The following is a 14,176-nucleotide window of genomic DNA, read 5'->3' as shown; positions in this document are numbered from 1 at the left end:
TCATCGTGCTGGGGGAGGACGTCACCATCGAGCATGCCGTGCCCCTCTCCGGTCGTTTTTGTCGTTTGCGTCCTGATGATCGACGTGTTCGCCTGCGTGAGGTGTGGAGGCAGGCAGCGAGTGCTGGCGTACGTGAACGAGGCGGGAGGGGTGCGAGCGATTGTGGAGCACCTGGGCCTGCCCACGGCAGGTGCGAGGCTGGCCCCGGCGCACGGGCCCCTCCACGCCTCGTGGTGTTGAAGCTCAAGCCGCCAGCGCCAACAGCGCCAGGCCCCTGCCGCGCACCTCATGGGAGGGCGGCCTGGGCCGGCGTGTACCCCAAGGGGCAACGCGGCTTCTCCTCCCGCCTGGCTCACTGCTCGGGCGGGCCCTCGTCCGCGGCCCTCCTCGCCACCTCCCCTCCTGGCCGCCACCTCTCTACAGGGCTCCTATCCGTCCTATACTTTACACGGGCTCCGAGAGCATCCCGACCTCCGTCAGCCTGGTGGAGACGTACCTGGCCGGGAACACGAAACGGCTTGGCCGCCTGCAGAACCGCGACGGTTACGAAGGCACCCTCGAGGTGTGCGACCGGGAGGTGCGCGAGGAACGGCTCCCGGTCGAGAGCATCGCGTCGGCGATGGAGCAGGTCGGCGTCTTCGAGGTCCTCACGACCGACGAGGTGGCCGCACTCGCCAGCAGTGCGCGGCCCATCGTGCTCGGGCCGCACGAGCGGATCATCGTGCAGGGGAACAAAGGATCCTCGCTCTTCCTCCTGCAGGAGGGCGGCCTCGAGGTCATCGCGAAGCAGGACGGGAAGGAGCGCGTCCTCGCCGAGCTCTCACCCGGTGCGGTCGTGGGCGAGATTGCGTTCCTCTCCGGCGAGCCGCGCACCGCCACCGTGCGTGCGACGGATTCCGCCACGGTGATCGAGATCTCCGCTGCGCACCTGAAGCCGCTCGTGGAGGGGCGCCCAGCGATTCTCGAGCAGATCACCGCGCTCGTCGCGAAGGGCTGCTGAAGCGCGTCTCGTCCGCGATCTTCGGGAGCGCGTAGGGCCGCCGCTCACTCTTGTGGTGGTGGGAGTCGTGGTGCTCGCGGGCTGCGGGGGAGGGTCTTCCAGGCCGGATGCCGGGGCCGACGCTGGTGGTAGCTAGCACGCAGGAGGACGGAGGCTCGCGGAGCGCGTGTACCTTCAACAGCGATTGCCCATGTGACGAGCGTTGCGAGTGCGATGAGCGAGGTGCGTCAAGGGCCCTGGAGACGCCCGGGGGCGGTGCTATGAAACACCCGCTGTCCGCCCCCCTCCCGTGCGCCCGGCTACTGCTCCCCAACGCCGATCGGCAACTCGAGCGTGAAGGTGGCGCCCTGCTCGGGGCCAGGGCTGGAGCAGGTCAGCCGTCCCTCCAGTTCGGCGGCGGCCAGGGCGCTGATGTGCAGGCCGAAGCCGTGTCCCGTTTTCTTGGTGGTGAAGCCCTGGGTGAACATCCGCGCCAGGTTCTCCGGCGCGATGCCAACGCCATTGTCCACCACCTCGATGAGCAGAAAGCCTTCCTCGGGCGCTCGCCTCACGTGGATTCCCAGCCGCTTGTCTTGTTGCGGGCTGTCCACCAGCGCTTGCTTCGCGTTGCTCAGCAGGTTGATGAGGATTTGCAGCAGCTTGTGCCGGTCGACGTAGACGGGAGGCACCTTGGCGTATTCGCGCTCGATGCGGATGCCCAGGCGCTCGAAGGAGACGGCGTGCAGGCGCAGCGCCTCGTCGATGAGCTGCGGCACCACCACCTGCTCCACGGCCCCCGCGGCCCTCGCGTGCTTCTGCTGCATGCTGACGATGGATTTGATGTGCTCGACACTCTCGCCCAGCGAGCGCATCTCCTGGAGCAGGGCATCCCGCTCTTCCTGGAGCTGGTCGGACACGGCGATGAGATAGGCCGGCAGCTTCTGGCCCTGGGGATCCGCGGTGAGGAATGAGGCCATGTCCGTGGTGTGCTCACGCAGCAGCTGGGCGGCCCTGGCCAGGCCCGAGACGCGTGATTGGCGGAGCCGGTCGGTGACGAGGTTGGTGGAGATGTTGACGCTGTTGAGGGTGTTGCCCACGTTGTGGAGCACACCCGTGGCGACCTCGGCCATGCCCGCCTGCCGCGAGACGTCCACCAGGGTGCGGTGCATCTCCCCCAGCCGGGCTTCGGCTTCCCGGCGGGCGGTGACGTCGCGGCTGAAGAGTGTCACCCCCACCACCCGGCCGTCTTCGCCGGTAATGGGATGCATGCTGACGTCCAATACGAGGCGGGGACCTCCCTCCTCATACATCTGCTCCAGGCGCAGGCGCTGGCCTTGGAGCACCTGGGCGAGGCGTGCCTCCCAGGCCTTGCGCTCCTCTGGTTTGTCATGATGGAAGAGCAGCTGTCCCGGCTCGAGCACGATGCCAGCGCGCTCGAGGTAGACGCGCTTGGCGCCCGCGTTCACGGTGATCAGGCGTCCCTCACGGTCCAGCGAGAGCACGAGATCGTCGGTGCTCTCGATGACGCTGTTGAGTTTGCTCTCGCTCTCCCGCAACTCCTTGAGCGTCCGCTCGAGCGAGGTCTGCGCCGCCTCGCGCGCGGTGCTGTGCAGTGCGCCCAGGCCCCAGGCCCCCACGAAGGCGATGCCCGCGAAGATGTGGATGAACCAGATGAACTCGAGGGTGATGGTGCCGGGGTCGATGCCGATGTCCGCTCGGTAGAACGGATGGGCAAACCCCAGGGCCGCGAACAACAAGAGGGTGATGGACAGCCCCATGCGTGGCCCCACCAGGTACACCGCGAGGGCGGGCAGCATCATGTTGATGGCATGCGCGCCACCGACAGGATTCTTGTCCATGAAGCTGGAACCCACCAGCCCGATGCTCATGGTCACCAACAGGAGCATGGCGGGCGGGGTGGACGTGGTGGTCCTGTGTGCCAGCAGAAGTGTCACCAGGTAGCCCAGGCCGGCGACGATGGCCATGACCCCGTGCGGGAGATCGCTCTGGGCGATGGACCACAGCAGGAACAGGGAGTTGATCAGCAAGAGGATGCAGGCGGCCCCGACCATGAGCCGGTGACGGACGAGGTCCGTGGGCGTGGCATTCCGCAGGGACTCCGAGAGCAGGGAGTCCAGTCGTGCCATGAGCCAGGGACGGCGCCCGCGGGGCGTGGAGGTCTGTCGAGAAGGTTCGGGAGGCGTGGGAACGAACGGAGACATCTCGAAGGTGGAAAAGTTCGCCATGGTTGTGGGGAAACAGTCGAGAGGAGGGCTCGCGCGGGGTCCGGGATGATAGTGCGCGGGGGGCGGGCTCTTCCTCCTGGAATAGGGCGACGACCAGGCGAGGGGCGCATGCCCCGCCAGGACCTGGAGTGGGTTCATGACGGGAGCTGTCCTGCACGGCATGGCTCGTTCGGAGACAGGGCCCAAGTCTGCCACCTCGCTCAGCACCTGGCCTTGCGCCAGGCAGGGGAGGGAAGCACCCCGGCGTCTGGCTTCCAGGAGCCCTTGTAGTGCAGCCGTGTCGTGGCCCGTTCGCCCTGACCATACCGTCCCCTCCGGCCGCCTCCGCCGGTACTCCCACCCGCCCTCCCCCACCCGCCCCTCCCCGGTATCAGTAGCCGCGTTTTCGGAGCACGAACGCGCCGGTCAGCCAAAGGGCGCCGATGAACAGAAAGGCGCCCGGCATGACCCAGAGCTGATCCGCGAACCCGTAACGCGAGGTACGGGCCGGGTCGTACCGGTTGTACAGGATCTTGACGGAGGACCCCGGCGGATGGCGGCCCGGCTGCCCATAGTAGAGGGTTGTGGTGTGCTCGTTGCCGTATGAATGGACGCAGGGAAGGCCGAGCCCTTCACCCCCCTGTGGGAGACCTTCCTCGCCAGGCGCGCCACCGTGCGTGACCAGGAGGCGGCGCGGGAGCTGCGGTGGGCCTTCGAGGAGCTCCGCGTGGCCATCTTCGCCCCGGAGGTGACGACGCCCGTGTCGGTGACAGTGGCGAAGGTCGGCGCGGCCCTCGCGGCGCTGCGCTAGACTTGGACCCGCGCCCGCGATTCGTTCACCACGCCTTGCGACCTGGCGGCGCTCAGCCGCTCGCTGCGCGGGCTGAGCGTGGTGCTGGACCTGCTGCATGCCGCCGAACGATCGCGCCATGCCGCCGAAGACGATGAACACGTGGGCGAGTTCGTCATCGACGGGCTGATCGTCGCCGCACGCCAGCTCGCCCATCTGGCACAGGCGTCGCTGGGCGCTTCGGCGTAGCCGGCAACGGCTCGCCGATGCGAGCGCGCGGCCGGGCTCAGCCCTGGACTTCCGCCCTGAATGCAATCTCGATCAGCTGCTCGGGGAAGGCCAAGGCAGACACGCCGATCAGATTGCTGGCAACCTGCGGCACCGCCTGCTTGTAGACCAGCGGCCGCACCTTCGAACTGGCTGCGAAGGCAGACGGAACGTCGAGCACGAACAGCGTTTCTTCCACCACGTCCGCCATGGTCGCGCCCAGTTCGGCCAGCAGCACCTCGGCATTCTCGTAGGTGCGCTTCATCTGCGCTTCCATGGTCGAGAAGTCCGCGGGCTTGCCGTCCGCGCCCAGCGCTGCCGGAGCGACGAGCTCGCCCTGCGGGGTGTGCGAAAGCTGGCCGGAGACGTAGATGGTGTTGTTCAAGCGTACGGCCTGCACGTAGCCATACGCCTTTTCCCAAGGAACCCCGAAGCTGGCGGTCTTTCGATTCGAGCTGCTCATGATGTCGCCCTCTGAGTGGAAGCCGAATTCTGAACGGCCCCACCGCCGGCAGCACCCCCCATTCGAGGGAGCCTCGCACTCCTCCGGCGAGGCATCGCGGCATGCGCCGGGCCAGGGCGGCGATGCGCGCCCGCCTCAACTCCCGAACGTCTTGCCACGCAGCGTCGACGATGCGTTCAAGCTCGCACCGGGTGCGCCGCTGCCCCGCACGAAGGCGGCCTTCGAGGCGCTTGCGCTCGTCCGTGAGGGCTCGCCGCGCATCGAGCGTGCGGCCCGGGACTGGGCGAACGCCGTCGTTGTCACCTCCTCGGAGCTCGCTGCGATGCTCGCTGCACTCAAGGCAGCATCAAAGGGGCCGAGCGGCGCGGCGGCCGTGCGGGACATCCTCTCGCAGCTCGGGCACCCCGACGCGTCCCAGAATGTCTTGATCCGCGGCCCGTCCCGGCAACTGCCAGGACCACGGGTGACGCGCATCCGAGGGCACGCACGCGCCCATATTGACAGCCCCCTGTCCATTTGGCAGATCCCTGTCCATGTCGAAGCTCACGGTGGCAGGCGAGGTCTTCACGGAAGTGGTGCTGGAGGTCTTCCGCATCAACGGTCTGGCGCTGGAGGCGGGAGACGCGCTGACGGAGCCCCTGGGGCTCAGCAGTGCGCGCTGGCAGGTGCTGGGCGTGGTGGACCACGAGCCGGCGCCGGTGGCGAACGTGGCGCGCATCATGGGGCTCGCCCGTCAGAGCGTGCAGCAGACCGCCGACGCGTTGGAGCGGGATGGCTTCATCGAATACACGGAGAACCCGCACCACCGCCGCGCGAAGCTCATCACGATGACTCCCCGGGGCCGCGAGGCGCTCCGCAAGGTGGAGGCTCGCCAGGCCGCCTGGGCCAACCAGCTCGCGACGAAGCTGGACGCGAAGACGCTGCGGGCCGTGGCGGAAGGCCTGCGCCAGGTGCGGCAGTGCCTCGAAGAGGCCGCGGCGCCCACCACCGATAACCGAAGTGGAGGTACCCGATGAGCGGCACGTCGACGATTCCCCTCCTCCCCTGTGTCTCGCTGGACGAGACGTTGGACTTCTACCGGGCCCTGGACTTCGAGGTGACATACCGGCAGACCGCCCCCAACCCATACGCCGTGGTGCGCCGCCAGGACTTCGAGCTGCACTTCTACGGCCTCAAGGGGCTGGAGCCCGCGTCCTGCCACAGCACGTGCCTGGTGGTGATGCCGGAGGTGGAGCCCCTGCACACGACCTTCGCCAAGGCCCTGCGCCGCGCGCGTGGCAAGCTGCCCGTGTCCGGCATTCCCCGCCTCACGCGGATGAAGCCGGGCCAGGGCCGGTTCACCCTGGTCGACCTGAACGGCAACTCGATCATCTTCGTGCGGCGCGAGAAGGCCGGAGCCAGCCGCGGTGAGGAGTATCCGCCCTGGAAGGAGTCCGACTCCCGGCTGGCGAAGGCGGTGGCCGCGGCCGCCCGCCTGCGGGACTTCAAGACGGACGACGCCGCGGCGGCGAAGGTCCTCGACGTGGCGCTCGCCCGGAACGAGCCCGCCCCTCCTGTCGACCGTGCCCGCGCCCTGGCGGCCCGCGCCGAGCTGGCGGTGGCCCTGGGGGACGAGGCACGCGCCCGCGCCCTGCGCGCGGAGCTCCAGAAGGTCCCCCTGTCCCCCGAGGAACGCCAGCGCTTCCAGGCAGAGCTGGGGGCCGCGGATGACCTGGAGCGCGCGCTCCGGTAGCGTCTCCATCATCTGGATGGACCTCGGACGGAACAGAGCGCATGTTGCGCCTGGAGGACCCGTGCGCGGTTCAAGCCCCCGAGCGATGAGAGGTGACGGTGTTGCGAGCAGGAGCCGAGTGGATGGGTCTCAGCGCGCCGATCGCGCAACTGGACACCGGGTGCGGCGCGCCGCTCGGACGCGTGCTCGGGGACCAGGGGCTCGTCCCCCAGATGGACGCCCGGACGGAACGAACCTCCCGGAAGAGCGACCTCTTCGAGGGAGGGTAGCGGTATGGCACTCAATACGGGCTATGCCTACCGCGAACAAGTGGGCGCGAGGGCACGGGGAGCGAGCACGCTCTCCTATCTGGTCGACGCCTACCGGCACTCTCCAGAGGCGGTGTGGCGGGAGCGGCTCGCGAGGGGAGAGGTCCTGTTGGATGACGTCCTCGCGACGGGCGAGGAGTTCCTGAAAGCCGGCCAGTGGCTCGTGTGGAACCGGCCGCCCTGGGAGGAAAAGGAGACGCCGCGCGACTACTCGCTCGTGCACGAGGACGCGGCGATCCTGGCGGTCATCAAGCCGGGCGGCCTGCCCACGGTGCCGGGCGGAGGGTTCCTCGTGAACACCCTGCTCAGCGTCGTGCGGGAGCGCTTCCCGGAGGCGAGCCCCCTGCATCGGCTGGGACGTGGCACCTCGGGCCTCGTGCTCTTCGCGCGCACGCACGACGCGGCGGCGAAACTGTCCCGCGCCTGGCGCGAGCACGAGGTGGAGAAGCGTTACCGGGCCCTGTCGCTCAACGTGGCCACCCAGGAGCGCTACGAGATCACCGCGCCCATCGGCGAGGCGTTGCATCCCGGCATGGGCATGGTCCCCATGGCGACTCCAGGCGGAAAGGCGTCCCGCAGCCTGGCGCGCGTGCTCCAGCGGCGCGCGGCGAGCACCCTCTTCGAGGTGGACATCCAGACGGGCCGCTCCCAGCAGATCCGAATCCACCTGGCCTTCATCGGGCATCCGCTCGAAGGAGATCCCGTCTACACCGTCGGAGGCGTGCCGCGTGCCGAGCATCCAGGACTGCTCGGGGATGTCGGCTACCTGCTGCACGCGGAGCGGCTGTGCTTCGTGCATCCGCTCACGGGAAAGCGCCTGGAGCTCCACGCCTCCATCCCGCGCGAGCTGCAGGTGCCGTAGCGCACTACAGCCGCTCCACCCCTCCCCCCTGGTGACTCCGCTCACCAGTGGTGACTCGACTCCACCCTCCCCCTGGTGAGCCTCGTCACCAGCCTGGCCCCCTGAGGCGCGCACCCCTTGGCCCAATCCCTTGAGAAGACAGCGTCTGGCCAGGAACCAAGGCCTGGCACGCACGCTGCACTAACGCTTCGCCATCTCGGCTTCCTCTTCTCCATCCGCTTTCTTCCGGAGCACGTCATGGGCATCAAACTCGGTGGTGCGAGCAACCTCTTCAAGGGCGGCGGCAACAAGATTCCGGATTTCAAGCCCAACGCTCCCAAGCCGGACGTGAAGCCCCAGTTCACGCCGCGCCCCGACATCAACGGCAACAAGCCGGGCCTGAACGGTCCGGGCTTCAACCGGGACAGCTTCGAGCTCAACGGGCTGAACAACCCCAAGCTCAACAGGCCGGGCAAGATGTTGGGTGGCGTGGGTGATGCCTTCAGCGGGGTCGCCCAGGGGGCCGCGGGGCTGGCCGGAGCCGGACTCGACGCCGCCTCCACACTCGGCATGATGGCGCCGCAGCTGATGGCGCCCGCGATGGACCCCTACGCGGCCGCGGGTCTGCTGGACCAGGGCTTCGTTGGTGCGCCGATGATGGACCCATACGCCGCCGCTGGTGGCCTGCCACCGGAGCTGGCCAGTGCGCCGATGATGGACCCCTTCTCGGCCGGCGGCATGCCCCCCGGCTTTGGCGGGGACCTTGCCCCCACCGTGGCCATCCCTCCCAGCATCCCCTCGGCCGTGAGCAAGAATCCCCCGAGCAAAGCCGCCGCGCCGACCGCGGAGGACGGGACGCCCATTCCCCAGGCCACGGACAAGCGCCCGCGGGGGGACACCCGCTCGGCGGCGGACATCGTCAAAGATTCTCCCGCGCTGGCCAGGCTCGGTCGTCAGAAGGACATCAAGTTCAATGAGTTGTGCAAGCAGACCGGCGTGGATGCCAGGCTCGACCTGAAGGATTCCCGTCAGAACCCCGATGCCGTCTACCGGCTGGCGAAGGTGCTGGAGTACATCGACAGCTCCAAGATTTCCGACGGTGGGGAGCGGACGGGCAAGGTCAAGGGCGGAAAGGGAGACGGCAACATCGAGGGCATCACCAAGGATGGAGACGCCCGGCACGGCACCGAGGCCGGAATGGTCAAGGACTTCGCCGAAAAGGGCTACGCCTCCCTGGGCTCGGATCACCGGCTGCCGACCACGTCCGACACCCACGTCAAGAAGGACGGGAGCAACAAGGACAACTTCCAGTGGTTCGCCGGCGAGGCGGGCAAGCACTTGTGGTTCCTGCCGGGCGTCAGCAATGTCCTGACCGGGATTGGCAACTCCGAGGGTGGCGTCAAGGGCGTCATCGAGGGGGGCCTGGGTGGGATGGTCAAGACCTGGAAGGGGGCCGCCGAGGGAGTCCTCGGGGCGCTGGGGACTGGCAAGGTCAACCCCGCCTCCGCGCTGCTGGGCGCCTACACGGGCGCGCTGGGTGAGACCGATGCCGCTCCCCAGGAGGTGAAGGACCTCGTCAACATGCTGCCCCTCTGATTCGAGAGGGTCCTCCTCACAGGGGACCCTCTCGTCGCTCACTGGAGTGGAGTCGTGGTCTTCATGTCCCCCGGCAGACGGCTTGCCAGCAGTCGCCCCGTGCCTGGGTCACTTCCACCTTGATGGTTCTACATCAGACCCTCAGCGCCGGGGAACGCCGACCGCTTCCAGGCGTTCCCGGACGTCGCGCAGGCAGAGGTCCTCGCCTGCCCCCGGCCGCCGGTGTTCGGGTGACTGGCAACGGACGTGTACCGTGAGCGCCACCTCGTCCTCGTCCGGGCTCTCCGCGGACTCGTACAGCGCCGGAGTCGCGGGAACTATCTCCGTGCGGCTCGCCGCCTCGCCCGTGCGGACGAGCCGCTCCACGAACGACTGCAGCTCGCGGATCAGCTCGACGCACTTCGGGCACATCGGCGTCCCCGGCCCCGACTTGCCGTGCGCGGCGAAGAGCCGGACCCGGAATCCGACGACCTCGCGCTGCTCGCCTTCGACCACCTCGCGCTCGACGTCGTAGTGCACGTGACGCTCCCGTGCGAACTCTCCCAGGGCCTCGCGGTCGGGTATGTCCATGGCCAGAATCTAGGCAGCCGACACTCGCGAACCCCAGGACTGGACGGGCTCTGGCCTCTCCCCTCGGCGTCGAAGTTCCAGCCGTGGGCACTCCCGCAGTGCTGTCTCTCTGAAGCTGCCGGATCCCTGCCCTGGCGGGGAGCGGATGCCTGTCTGGAAGTTGCCAGCCTTCACAAAGCCGCTGGCACCACCGCACCTTGAAGCAGAGGGAGGTTTCCGTGATGCCAACTCCTACCGAGATCGACACGACGTTCCTTCAACTCACGTCCGTGGGCCTGCCCACCGTGCTGCACAAGGGCTCGCGTGGCCCGTTGGTGATGGAGCTGCAACGCAGGCTGATGACAGCCGGCTTCAACCCCGGCCCGACCGATGGCTTCTTCGGCTCGCAGACAGAGGATGCGGTGCTGTCCTTCCAGCGAGGCAGGGGAATGAACGAGGACGGCATCGTGGACTCCGACACCTGGCGCGAGCTCGGGGTCCACTTCCGGCCTCCGGAGCAGGAAGAGCCCGAAGGCCCGGGTCTCACCCTGGAGCAGCTGCGAACCGTCATGCCCAACTGCTCGGAGATGCGGGCTGCCGAGCTGCTGCCGCACCTCAACAAGGCGATGCTCGAGGCGGACATCACGACGCCCCAGCGTCAGGCGGCCTTCCTCGCGGAGCTCGCCTTCGTGACGGGCCAGCTCAATCTGCTCGAGGAGCCGGATTCAGGCGAGCAGTACGAGGGACGGGAAGACCTGGGCAACGTGCGGCCTGGGGACGGCGCTCGCTACAAGGGCCGCGGCCCCCTCCTGCTCACCGGCCGGGCCAACTACCGTGCCGCCGGCAAGGCGCTGGGAATCGACCTGGAGAACGACCCCGAGCTCGCCGCGAATCCCGAAGTGGGTTTCCGCGTGGCGGCCTGGTACTGGACCAGCCGTGACCTCAACGCCCTGGCGGACCAGGGGGACTTCGAGGAAATCACCCGCCGCTTCATCGGGCGCGACACCGTGCTGCCCAGGCACATGGTCTTCTACCGACGCGCGCTGACCATGCTCACCCATTAGGCGGGACCGGGCGGGACGCGTGGCAGAGCGCTGGACATGGCGCTCGAGGGACGCCAGCCACCGCGAGGGCTGCGCAAGCGCCACGCTCGCCTCCTCCTCATCTTCCCCCGATGGACAGGTTCTCTCCCGAGAGGTGAGTGCATCGCTCCAGCCCTCTCGGGCAACCTCGAGCTCTTCGACGCCCCTCTCGGGCGACGTCGACCTTGAAGGGTCACTTGTTTGGATCGGAGCCACGGACCCAAGCGCACCGCGCAGTGTTGACGACGCATTGATCGCGGAGATCACCGACGAACTCAGCTGGAAGTCCCCCGTCGAGTTGGTGGCGTAGTTGGCCGCGCAATTGCGGCCCAAGGCGGACTTGCAACTGCCATTCGCCGTCGTCGTGCCTTCAGGGCCGCGGAAGTCGATGACGGTACTGAGTTGCACGATTCGCGGAGTCGTATCCTGGCAGACTCCGGTGGTTGCGCTACAGCCGCTCCACCCCTCCGTCCCCGGCCGCCGCTTCCGGGACAGGTTCGCGGCAGAAGGCGAGCCGCTCCTTCAGCACGTCGAGCGGCAAGGCCACCTCCAGCCGGAACGCGTCCCCGTCTGGCCGCACGCGCGCGAAGTCGAGCAGCTTCGCCAGGTCCTCCTGCCCCTGGCTCTGCGCGCGCATGCGCGCGAGCGCGAGCGCCCCGCCCAGGCTCTTGCCCAGATCCGAGACCGCCTGCACGTCCTCTCCCTTCACGTCCGCCACCAGCGCCACGTCTCCGCGTGCATCCACGTGCAACTCCACCGCGCCCGCGGCGCGCACCAGCTGCTCGGCGATCTCGCGCTGGTCCGGCGGGAGGACGTCCGCGAGGGTGCGGGTCGCGATGACGCCGTACACCTCGCCGTACGTCGCGGTCTCGCCGAGCACCGGCGGCTCCTGCGGGCCACGCCCCTCCACCCGGTCGATGACGTCGCGCACCCCGTTGCGGTCCCGGCCCATGACGATCATCTGGTTGCCCCACGTCGCGAACGTGGGCCCGCCGCCGCGCCCCACGCCGCCGTCGGCGAGCGCCCGCCCGGCCGGGGGCTCGTAGATGCGCGCGGAGTCGCCGTAGCTCGAGCGCCCATGCTTCCCGAGCAGCTCGTCGGTCTTCGCCTTGCCGAAGTTGCCCGACAGCACCAGGCCCTCGTCGGTGATGGCGAGCCGGTCCAGGTCCGTGAGCGGGTCGATGCCCGTGCGCTCCTGGAGCTGCCGCAGCTGCTTGCCGCCGTCGCGATAGAGGCACTCGAGCAGCAGCTCGCCGATGGGCGAGTGGCGAAGGGCGTTGGCCTCCAGCACCACGGCCGTCTTGCCCTTGCCTCGTGGCAGCGCCGCGAGCAGCGGGTCCGTAGCCCCCTGGGGCCCGGCGTCCGGCGTCGGAACCACCCAGGTGCGCCGCGCCTGCGCGCGCGTCTTCTCCTGGGCGCGCAGCCGGCGCGGGAACTCCACCGGCGGCTGCTCGCTCGCGCTGAGCGCCTCCTCACCCTGTCCGAACCACATCAGTAGCGCCGCGGCGGCGAACACCACCACGGCGAGCACCAGGAACCGCGCGCCTCGCGTCTTCATCTAGTAGTCCTTCCGTTCGAAGTGCCAGAGGCCGAGCGCGAGCGCGCCCACGCCGAAGAGGCCCACACCTGCGCTCACCGCTCCCAGCGAGTGCTGCTCGAGGGGGATGGATGCGGCGATGGATGCCGATGCGTTGGCGAGCGAGCTGAGGCGGGGCAGGAAGAGCGTGAGCAGCTCGAAGCCCGTGCGGCTCACCCCCTCCTCGAACACCGGCGCGATGCTGCGCCGGAAACCGGCGATGACGCCCAGCACCAGGAACGCGCCGCCCGCGGCCGCACACAGTGCCGCGCTGCGCACCAGCGTCGCGCAGGTGAGCATCACCGCGTACACCGCCGCGTACGCCACGCACGCGAGCAGCGCCGCGATGAGCGGCCCCGCCGTCCAGTACCCCGTCTTGACGCCGAGGATGAGCCACAGGCCGCCCGCTCCGTACGCCGCACCGCCCACCCCCAACGTCATCACGCCCACGAACGTGCCGACCAGCACCTGCCAGCGGTGCACCGGCAGGGCGAGCAGGTGCTCGATGCGGCCGGGCGACAGCAGGCCAGGCGCGAAGTCCGAGCACGCCACCAGGCCGAAGAGGATGCCGCCGTAGAACACCAGGTAGGCGGTGACCATGTAGAGCGGCCGCAGCGCCATGTCGACGGCCTGGATGGCGTGGTCCAGGGACTGGCCGAACAGCCGCGTGGCGGCGAGCGCGCCGTCCAGGACCTCGATGCGCAGCGACAACGTGAGCGTGAGGAGCAGCAGCGTGATGCCCACCAGGAAGGCGAGGATGAACTTGCGGCTCAGCGCCTCGCGCAAGACGTAGCCTGCGATGCCCAGGACTCCGTTCACGCCGCCACCCCCGCGCCCACCGCGTTCGTCAGCACCGCCTCGAGGTCCTGCGCATCACGCCGCAACTCCACCAGCAGCGCGCCGCCCGCGAGCGCCTGGCCCAGGGCCGCGTTGAGCGCCGCGGCGTCCGGCGTCCCCAGGGTCCAGCGCCCGTCGCCCTCGTCGCCAGCGGGCGTGAAGCCCGCGGCCCGCAGCACCTGCGCGCTCGCGCCCGGCGCGAAGCGCATCGACCAGCGGTGCCCGGTGCGCTGCAGGTCCTCCAGCCGCCCCTCGCGCAGCACCCGGCCCTCGCCGAGGATGGCGATGCGGTCACACACGCGCTCCGTCTCCGCCAGCAGGTGGGAGTTGAGAAAAAGGGTGGCGCCGCGGCGCACCTCGTCCTGCAGGATGCGGCGCACCTCCATGCGGCCCATGGGGTCGATGCCGTCCGTCGGCTCGTCGAGGATGAGCAGCTCCGGCTCGCCGAGCAGCGCCGCGGCGAGCCCGAGCCGCTGCCGCATGCCCTTGGAGTAGCCCCCGATGCGCCGGCCCGCCGCGTCGGCCAGGCCCACGCGCTCGAGCAGGCGCGCATGGGCGGCCACATCGCGCCGCAGGTTCTTCAGCCGCGCCACCGTGTTCAGGAACGCCGTGGCCGTCCACGCCCCCGGCAGGTGCAGGCGCTCGGGCAGGTAGCCGATGCGCGCGCGCACCGCGGGGTCCTCGGGGTCACCACCGAGCACCCGCACCTCGCCCCCCGTGGGCCGCACGATGCCGAGCACCGACTTGATGAACGTCGTCTTGCCCGCGCCGTTGGGCCCGATGAGCCCGAACGCACTGCCCACCGGCACGTGCAGGTCCACGCCCGCGAGCGCGACCTGACCGGCGCGGCGCCAGCCCTTGCCGTACGTCTTCTTGAGCCCCACGACCTCGATGGCATGCATGGCGCGGGACTGTAGGCGCTCGAACCGCG

General features: G+C 69.3%; 15 protein-coding genes. 9 read left to right on the top strand and 6 right to left on the bottom strand.

Going from position 1 to position 14,176, the window contains the following annotated elements:
* Positions 1-484: 484 nt before the first annotated feature.
* Positions 485-1,000, top strand: a complete 516-nt coding sequence (locus tag NR810_RS36295) for a cyclic nucleotide-binding domain-containing protein (RefSeq protein WP_257459261.1) — start codon at positions 485-487, stop codon at positions 998-1,000.
* A gap of 299 nt (positions 1,001-1,299) precedes the next feature.
* Here the strand turns inward: NR810_RS36295 and NR810_RS36290 are convergent, their stop codons facing one another.
* Complete coding sequence (locus NR810_RS36290; protein WP_257459260.1) at positions 1,300-3,126, bottom strand: ATP-binding protein; 1,827 nt, start codon at positions 3,124-3,126, stop codon at positions 1,300-1,302.
* A gap of 685 nt (positions 3,127-3,811) precedes the next feature.
* On the opposite strand from NR810_RS36290, the gene NR810_RS36285 reads away from it, so the two are divergent.
* Both NR810_RS36285 and NR810_RS36280 read left to right on the top strand, forming a co-directional pair.
* Complete coding sequence (locus NR810_RS36285) at positions 3,812-4,015, top strand: DUF3418 domain-containing protein (protein WP_257459259.1); 204 nt, start codon at positions 3,812-3,814, stop codon at positions 4,013-4,015.
* Between the two features lie 78 nt (positions 4,016-4,093).
* A complete protein-coding gene (locus NR810_RS36280) occupies positions 4,094-4,243 on the top strand; it encodes a hypothetical protein (RefSeq protein WP_257459258.1) in 150 nt (49 codons plus the stop codon).
* A gap of 37 nt (positions 4,244-4,280) precedes the next feature.
* On the opposite strand, the gene NR810_RS36275 is transcribed toward NR810_RS36280, so the two are convergent.
* On the bottom strand, positions 4,281-4,724 hold the full coding sequence (locus NR810_RS36275; protein ID WP_257459256.1) for a RidA family protein: 444 nt from the start codon (positions 4,722-4,724) through the stop codon (positions 4,281-4,283).
* A gap of 533 nt (positions 4,725-5,257) precedes the next feature.
* Here NR810_RS36275 and NR810_RS36270 point away from each other — a divergent pair.
* The 5 genes from NR810_RS36270 (at position 5,258) to NR810_RS36250 (ending at position 9,201) form a co-directional block, all read left to right on the top strand.
* The gene (locus NR810_RS36270) at positions 5,258-5,740 is read left to right on the top strand and encodes a MarR family winged helix-turn-helix transcriptional regulator (protein ID WP_257459255.1); all 483 of its coding nucleotides are present in this window, start codon (positions 5,258-5,260) and stop codon (positions 5,738-5,740) included.
* The gene (locus NR810_RS36265; RefSeq protein ID WP_257459252.1) at positions 5,737-6,456 is read left to right on the top strand and encodes a VOC family protein; all 720 of its coding nucleotides are present in this window, start codon (positions 5,737-5,739) and stop codon (positions 6,454-6,456) included. Before NR810_RS36270 ends, NR810_RS36265 begins: the two co-directional genes overlap by 4 nt.
* A gap of 122 nt (positions 6,457-6,578) precedes the next feature.
* The gene (locus tag NR810_RS36260) at positions 6,579-6,725 is read left to right on the top strand and encodes a hypothetical protein (protein WP_257459248.1); all 147 of its coding nucleotides are present in this window, start codon (positions 6,579-6,581) and stop codon (positions 6,723-6,725) included.
* 4 nt (positions 6,726-6,729) lie between these two features.
* Positions 6,730-7,626, top strand: coding sequence for an RluA family pseudouridine synthase (locus NR810_RS36255; RefSeq protein ID WP_257459247.1), 897 nt, complete (start codon positions 6,730-6,732; stop codon positions 7,624-7,626).
* Positions 7,627-7,863: 237 nt separating this feature from the next.
* Positions 7,864-9,201: a hypothetical protein gene (locus NR810_RS36250; RefSeq protein WP_257459245.1), complete on the top strand. Its 1,338-nt coding sequence runs from the start codon at positions 7,864-7,866 to the stop codon at positions 9,199-9,201.
* A 141-nt stretch (positions 9,202-9,342) separates the two neighbouring features.
* Here the strand turns inward: NR810_RS36250 and NR810_RS36245 are convergent, their stop codons facing one another.
* Complete coding sequence (locus NR810_RS36245) at positions 9,343-9,771, bottom strand: hypothetical protein (protein ID WP_257459244.1); 429 nt, start codon at positions 9,769-9,771, stop codon at positions 9,343-9,345.
* 221 nt (positions 9,772-9,992) lie between these two features.
* Here NR810_RS36245 and NR810_RS36240 point away from each other — a divergent pair, with 221 nt between their 5' ends.
* Positions 9,993-10,814, top strand: a complete 822-nt coding sequence (locus NR810_RS36240) for a peptidoglycan-binding protein (protein ID WP_257459242.1) — start codon at positions 9,993-9,995, stop codon at positions 10,812-10,814.
* Between the two features lie 466 nt (positions 10,815-11,280).
* Here NR810_RS36240 and NR810_RS36235 read toward each other — a convergent pair whose 3' ends face one another.
* Genes NR810_RS36235 through NR810_RS36225 form a run of 3 tightly spaced genes read right to left on the bottom strand, consistent with a single transcriptional unit; the run spans position 11,281 to position 14,147 of the window.
* Positions 11,281-12,390, bottom strand: coding sequence for a hypothetical protein (locus tag NR810_RS36235; RefSeq protein WP_257459240.1), 1,110 nt, complete (start codon positions 12,388-12,390; stop codon positions 11,281-11,283).
* The gene (locus NR810_RS36230; protein WP_257459239.1) at positions 12,391-13,227 is read right to left on the bottom strand and encodes an ABC transporter permease subunit; all 837 of its coding nucleotides are present in this window, start codon (positions 13,225-13,227) and stop codon (positions 12,391-12,393) included.
* Positions 13,224-14,147, bottom strand: a complete 924-nt coding sequence (locus NR810_RS36225; protein WP_257459238.1) for an ABC transporter ATP-binding protein — start codon at positions 14,145-14,147, stop codon at positions 13,224-13,226. The genes NR810_RS36230 and NR810_RS36225 overlap by 4 nt, the downstream gene beginning before the upstream one ends.
* Between the last annotated feature and the right edge of the window lie 29 nt (positions 14,148-14,176).

Source organism: Archangium lipolyticum (assembly GCF_024623785.1).
Classification (GTDB): Bacteria; Myxococcota; Myxococcia; order Myxococcales; family Myxococcaceae; genus Archangium; species Archangium lipolyticum.
This window is presented reverse-complemented; position numbering and strand designations above follow the sequence as displayed.

Excerpts from the sequence above, each read along its gene's own strand:
- NR810_RS36255 (WP_257459247.1), top strand. The coding sequence starts at position 6,730 with ATGGCACTCAATACGGGCTATGCCTACCGCGAACAAGTGGGCGCGAGG.
- NR810_RS36260 (WP_257459248.1), top strand. The coding sequence starts at position 6,579 with ATGGGTCTCAGCGCGCCGATCGCGCAACTGGACACCGGGTGCGGCGCG.
- NR810_RS36235 (WP_257459240.1), bottom strand. The coding sequence starts at position 12,390 with ATGAAGACGCGAGGCGCGCGGTTCCTGGTGCTCGCCGTGGTGGTGTTC.
- NR810_RS36270 (WP_257459255.1), top strand. The coding sequence starts at position 5,258 with ATGTCGAAGCTCACGGTGGCAGGCGAGGTCTTCACGGAAGTGGTGCTG.
- NR810_RS36225 (WP_257459238.1), bottom strand. The coding sequence starts at position 14,147 with ATGCATGCCATCGAGGTCGTGGGGCTCAAGAAGACGTACGGCAAGGGC.
- NR810_RS36290 (WP_257459260.1), bottom strand. The coding sequence starts at position 3,126 with ATGGCACGACTGGACTCCCTGCTCTCGGAGTCCCTGCGGAATGCCACG.
- NR810_RS36245 (WP_257459244.1), bottom strand. The coding sequence starts at position 9,771 with ATGGACATACCCGACCGCGAGGCCCTGGGAGAGTTCGCACGGGAGCGT.
- NR810_RS36265 (WP_257459252.1), top strand. The coding sequence starts at position 5,737 with ATGAGCGGCACGTCGACGATTCCCCTCCTCCCCTGTGTCTCGCTGGAC.
- NR810_RS36250 (WP_257459245.1), top strand. The coding sequence starts at position 7,864 with ATGGGCATCAAACTCGGTGGTGCGAGCAACCTCTTCAAGGGCGGCGGC.
- NR810_RS36275 (WP_257459256.1), bottom strand. The coding sequence starts at position 4,724 with ATGAGCAGCTCGAATCGAAAGACCGCCAGCTTCGGGGTTCCTTGGGAA.
- NR810_RS36240 (WP_257459242.1), top strand. The coding sequence starts at position 9,993 with ATGCCAACTCCTACCGAGATCGACACGACGTTCCTTCAACTCACGTCC.
- NR810_RS36285 (WP_257459259.1), top strand. The coding sequence starts at position 3,812 with ATGGACGCAGGGAAGGCCGAGCCCTTCACCCCCCTGTGGGAGACCTTC.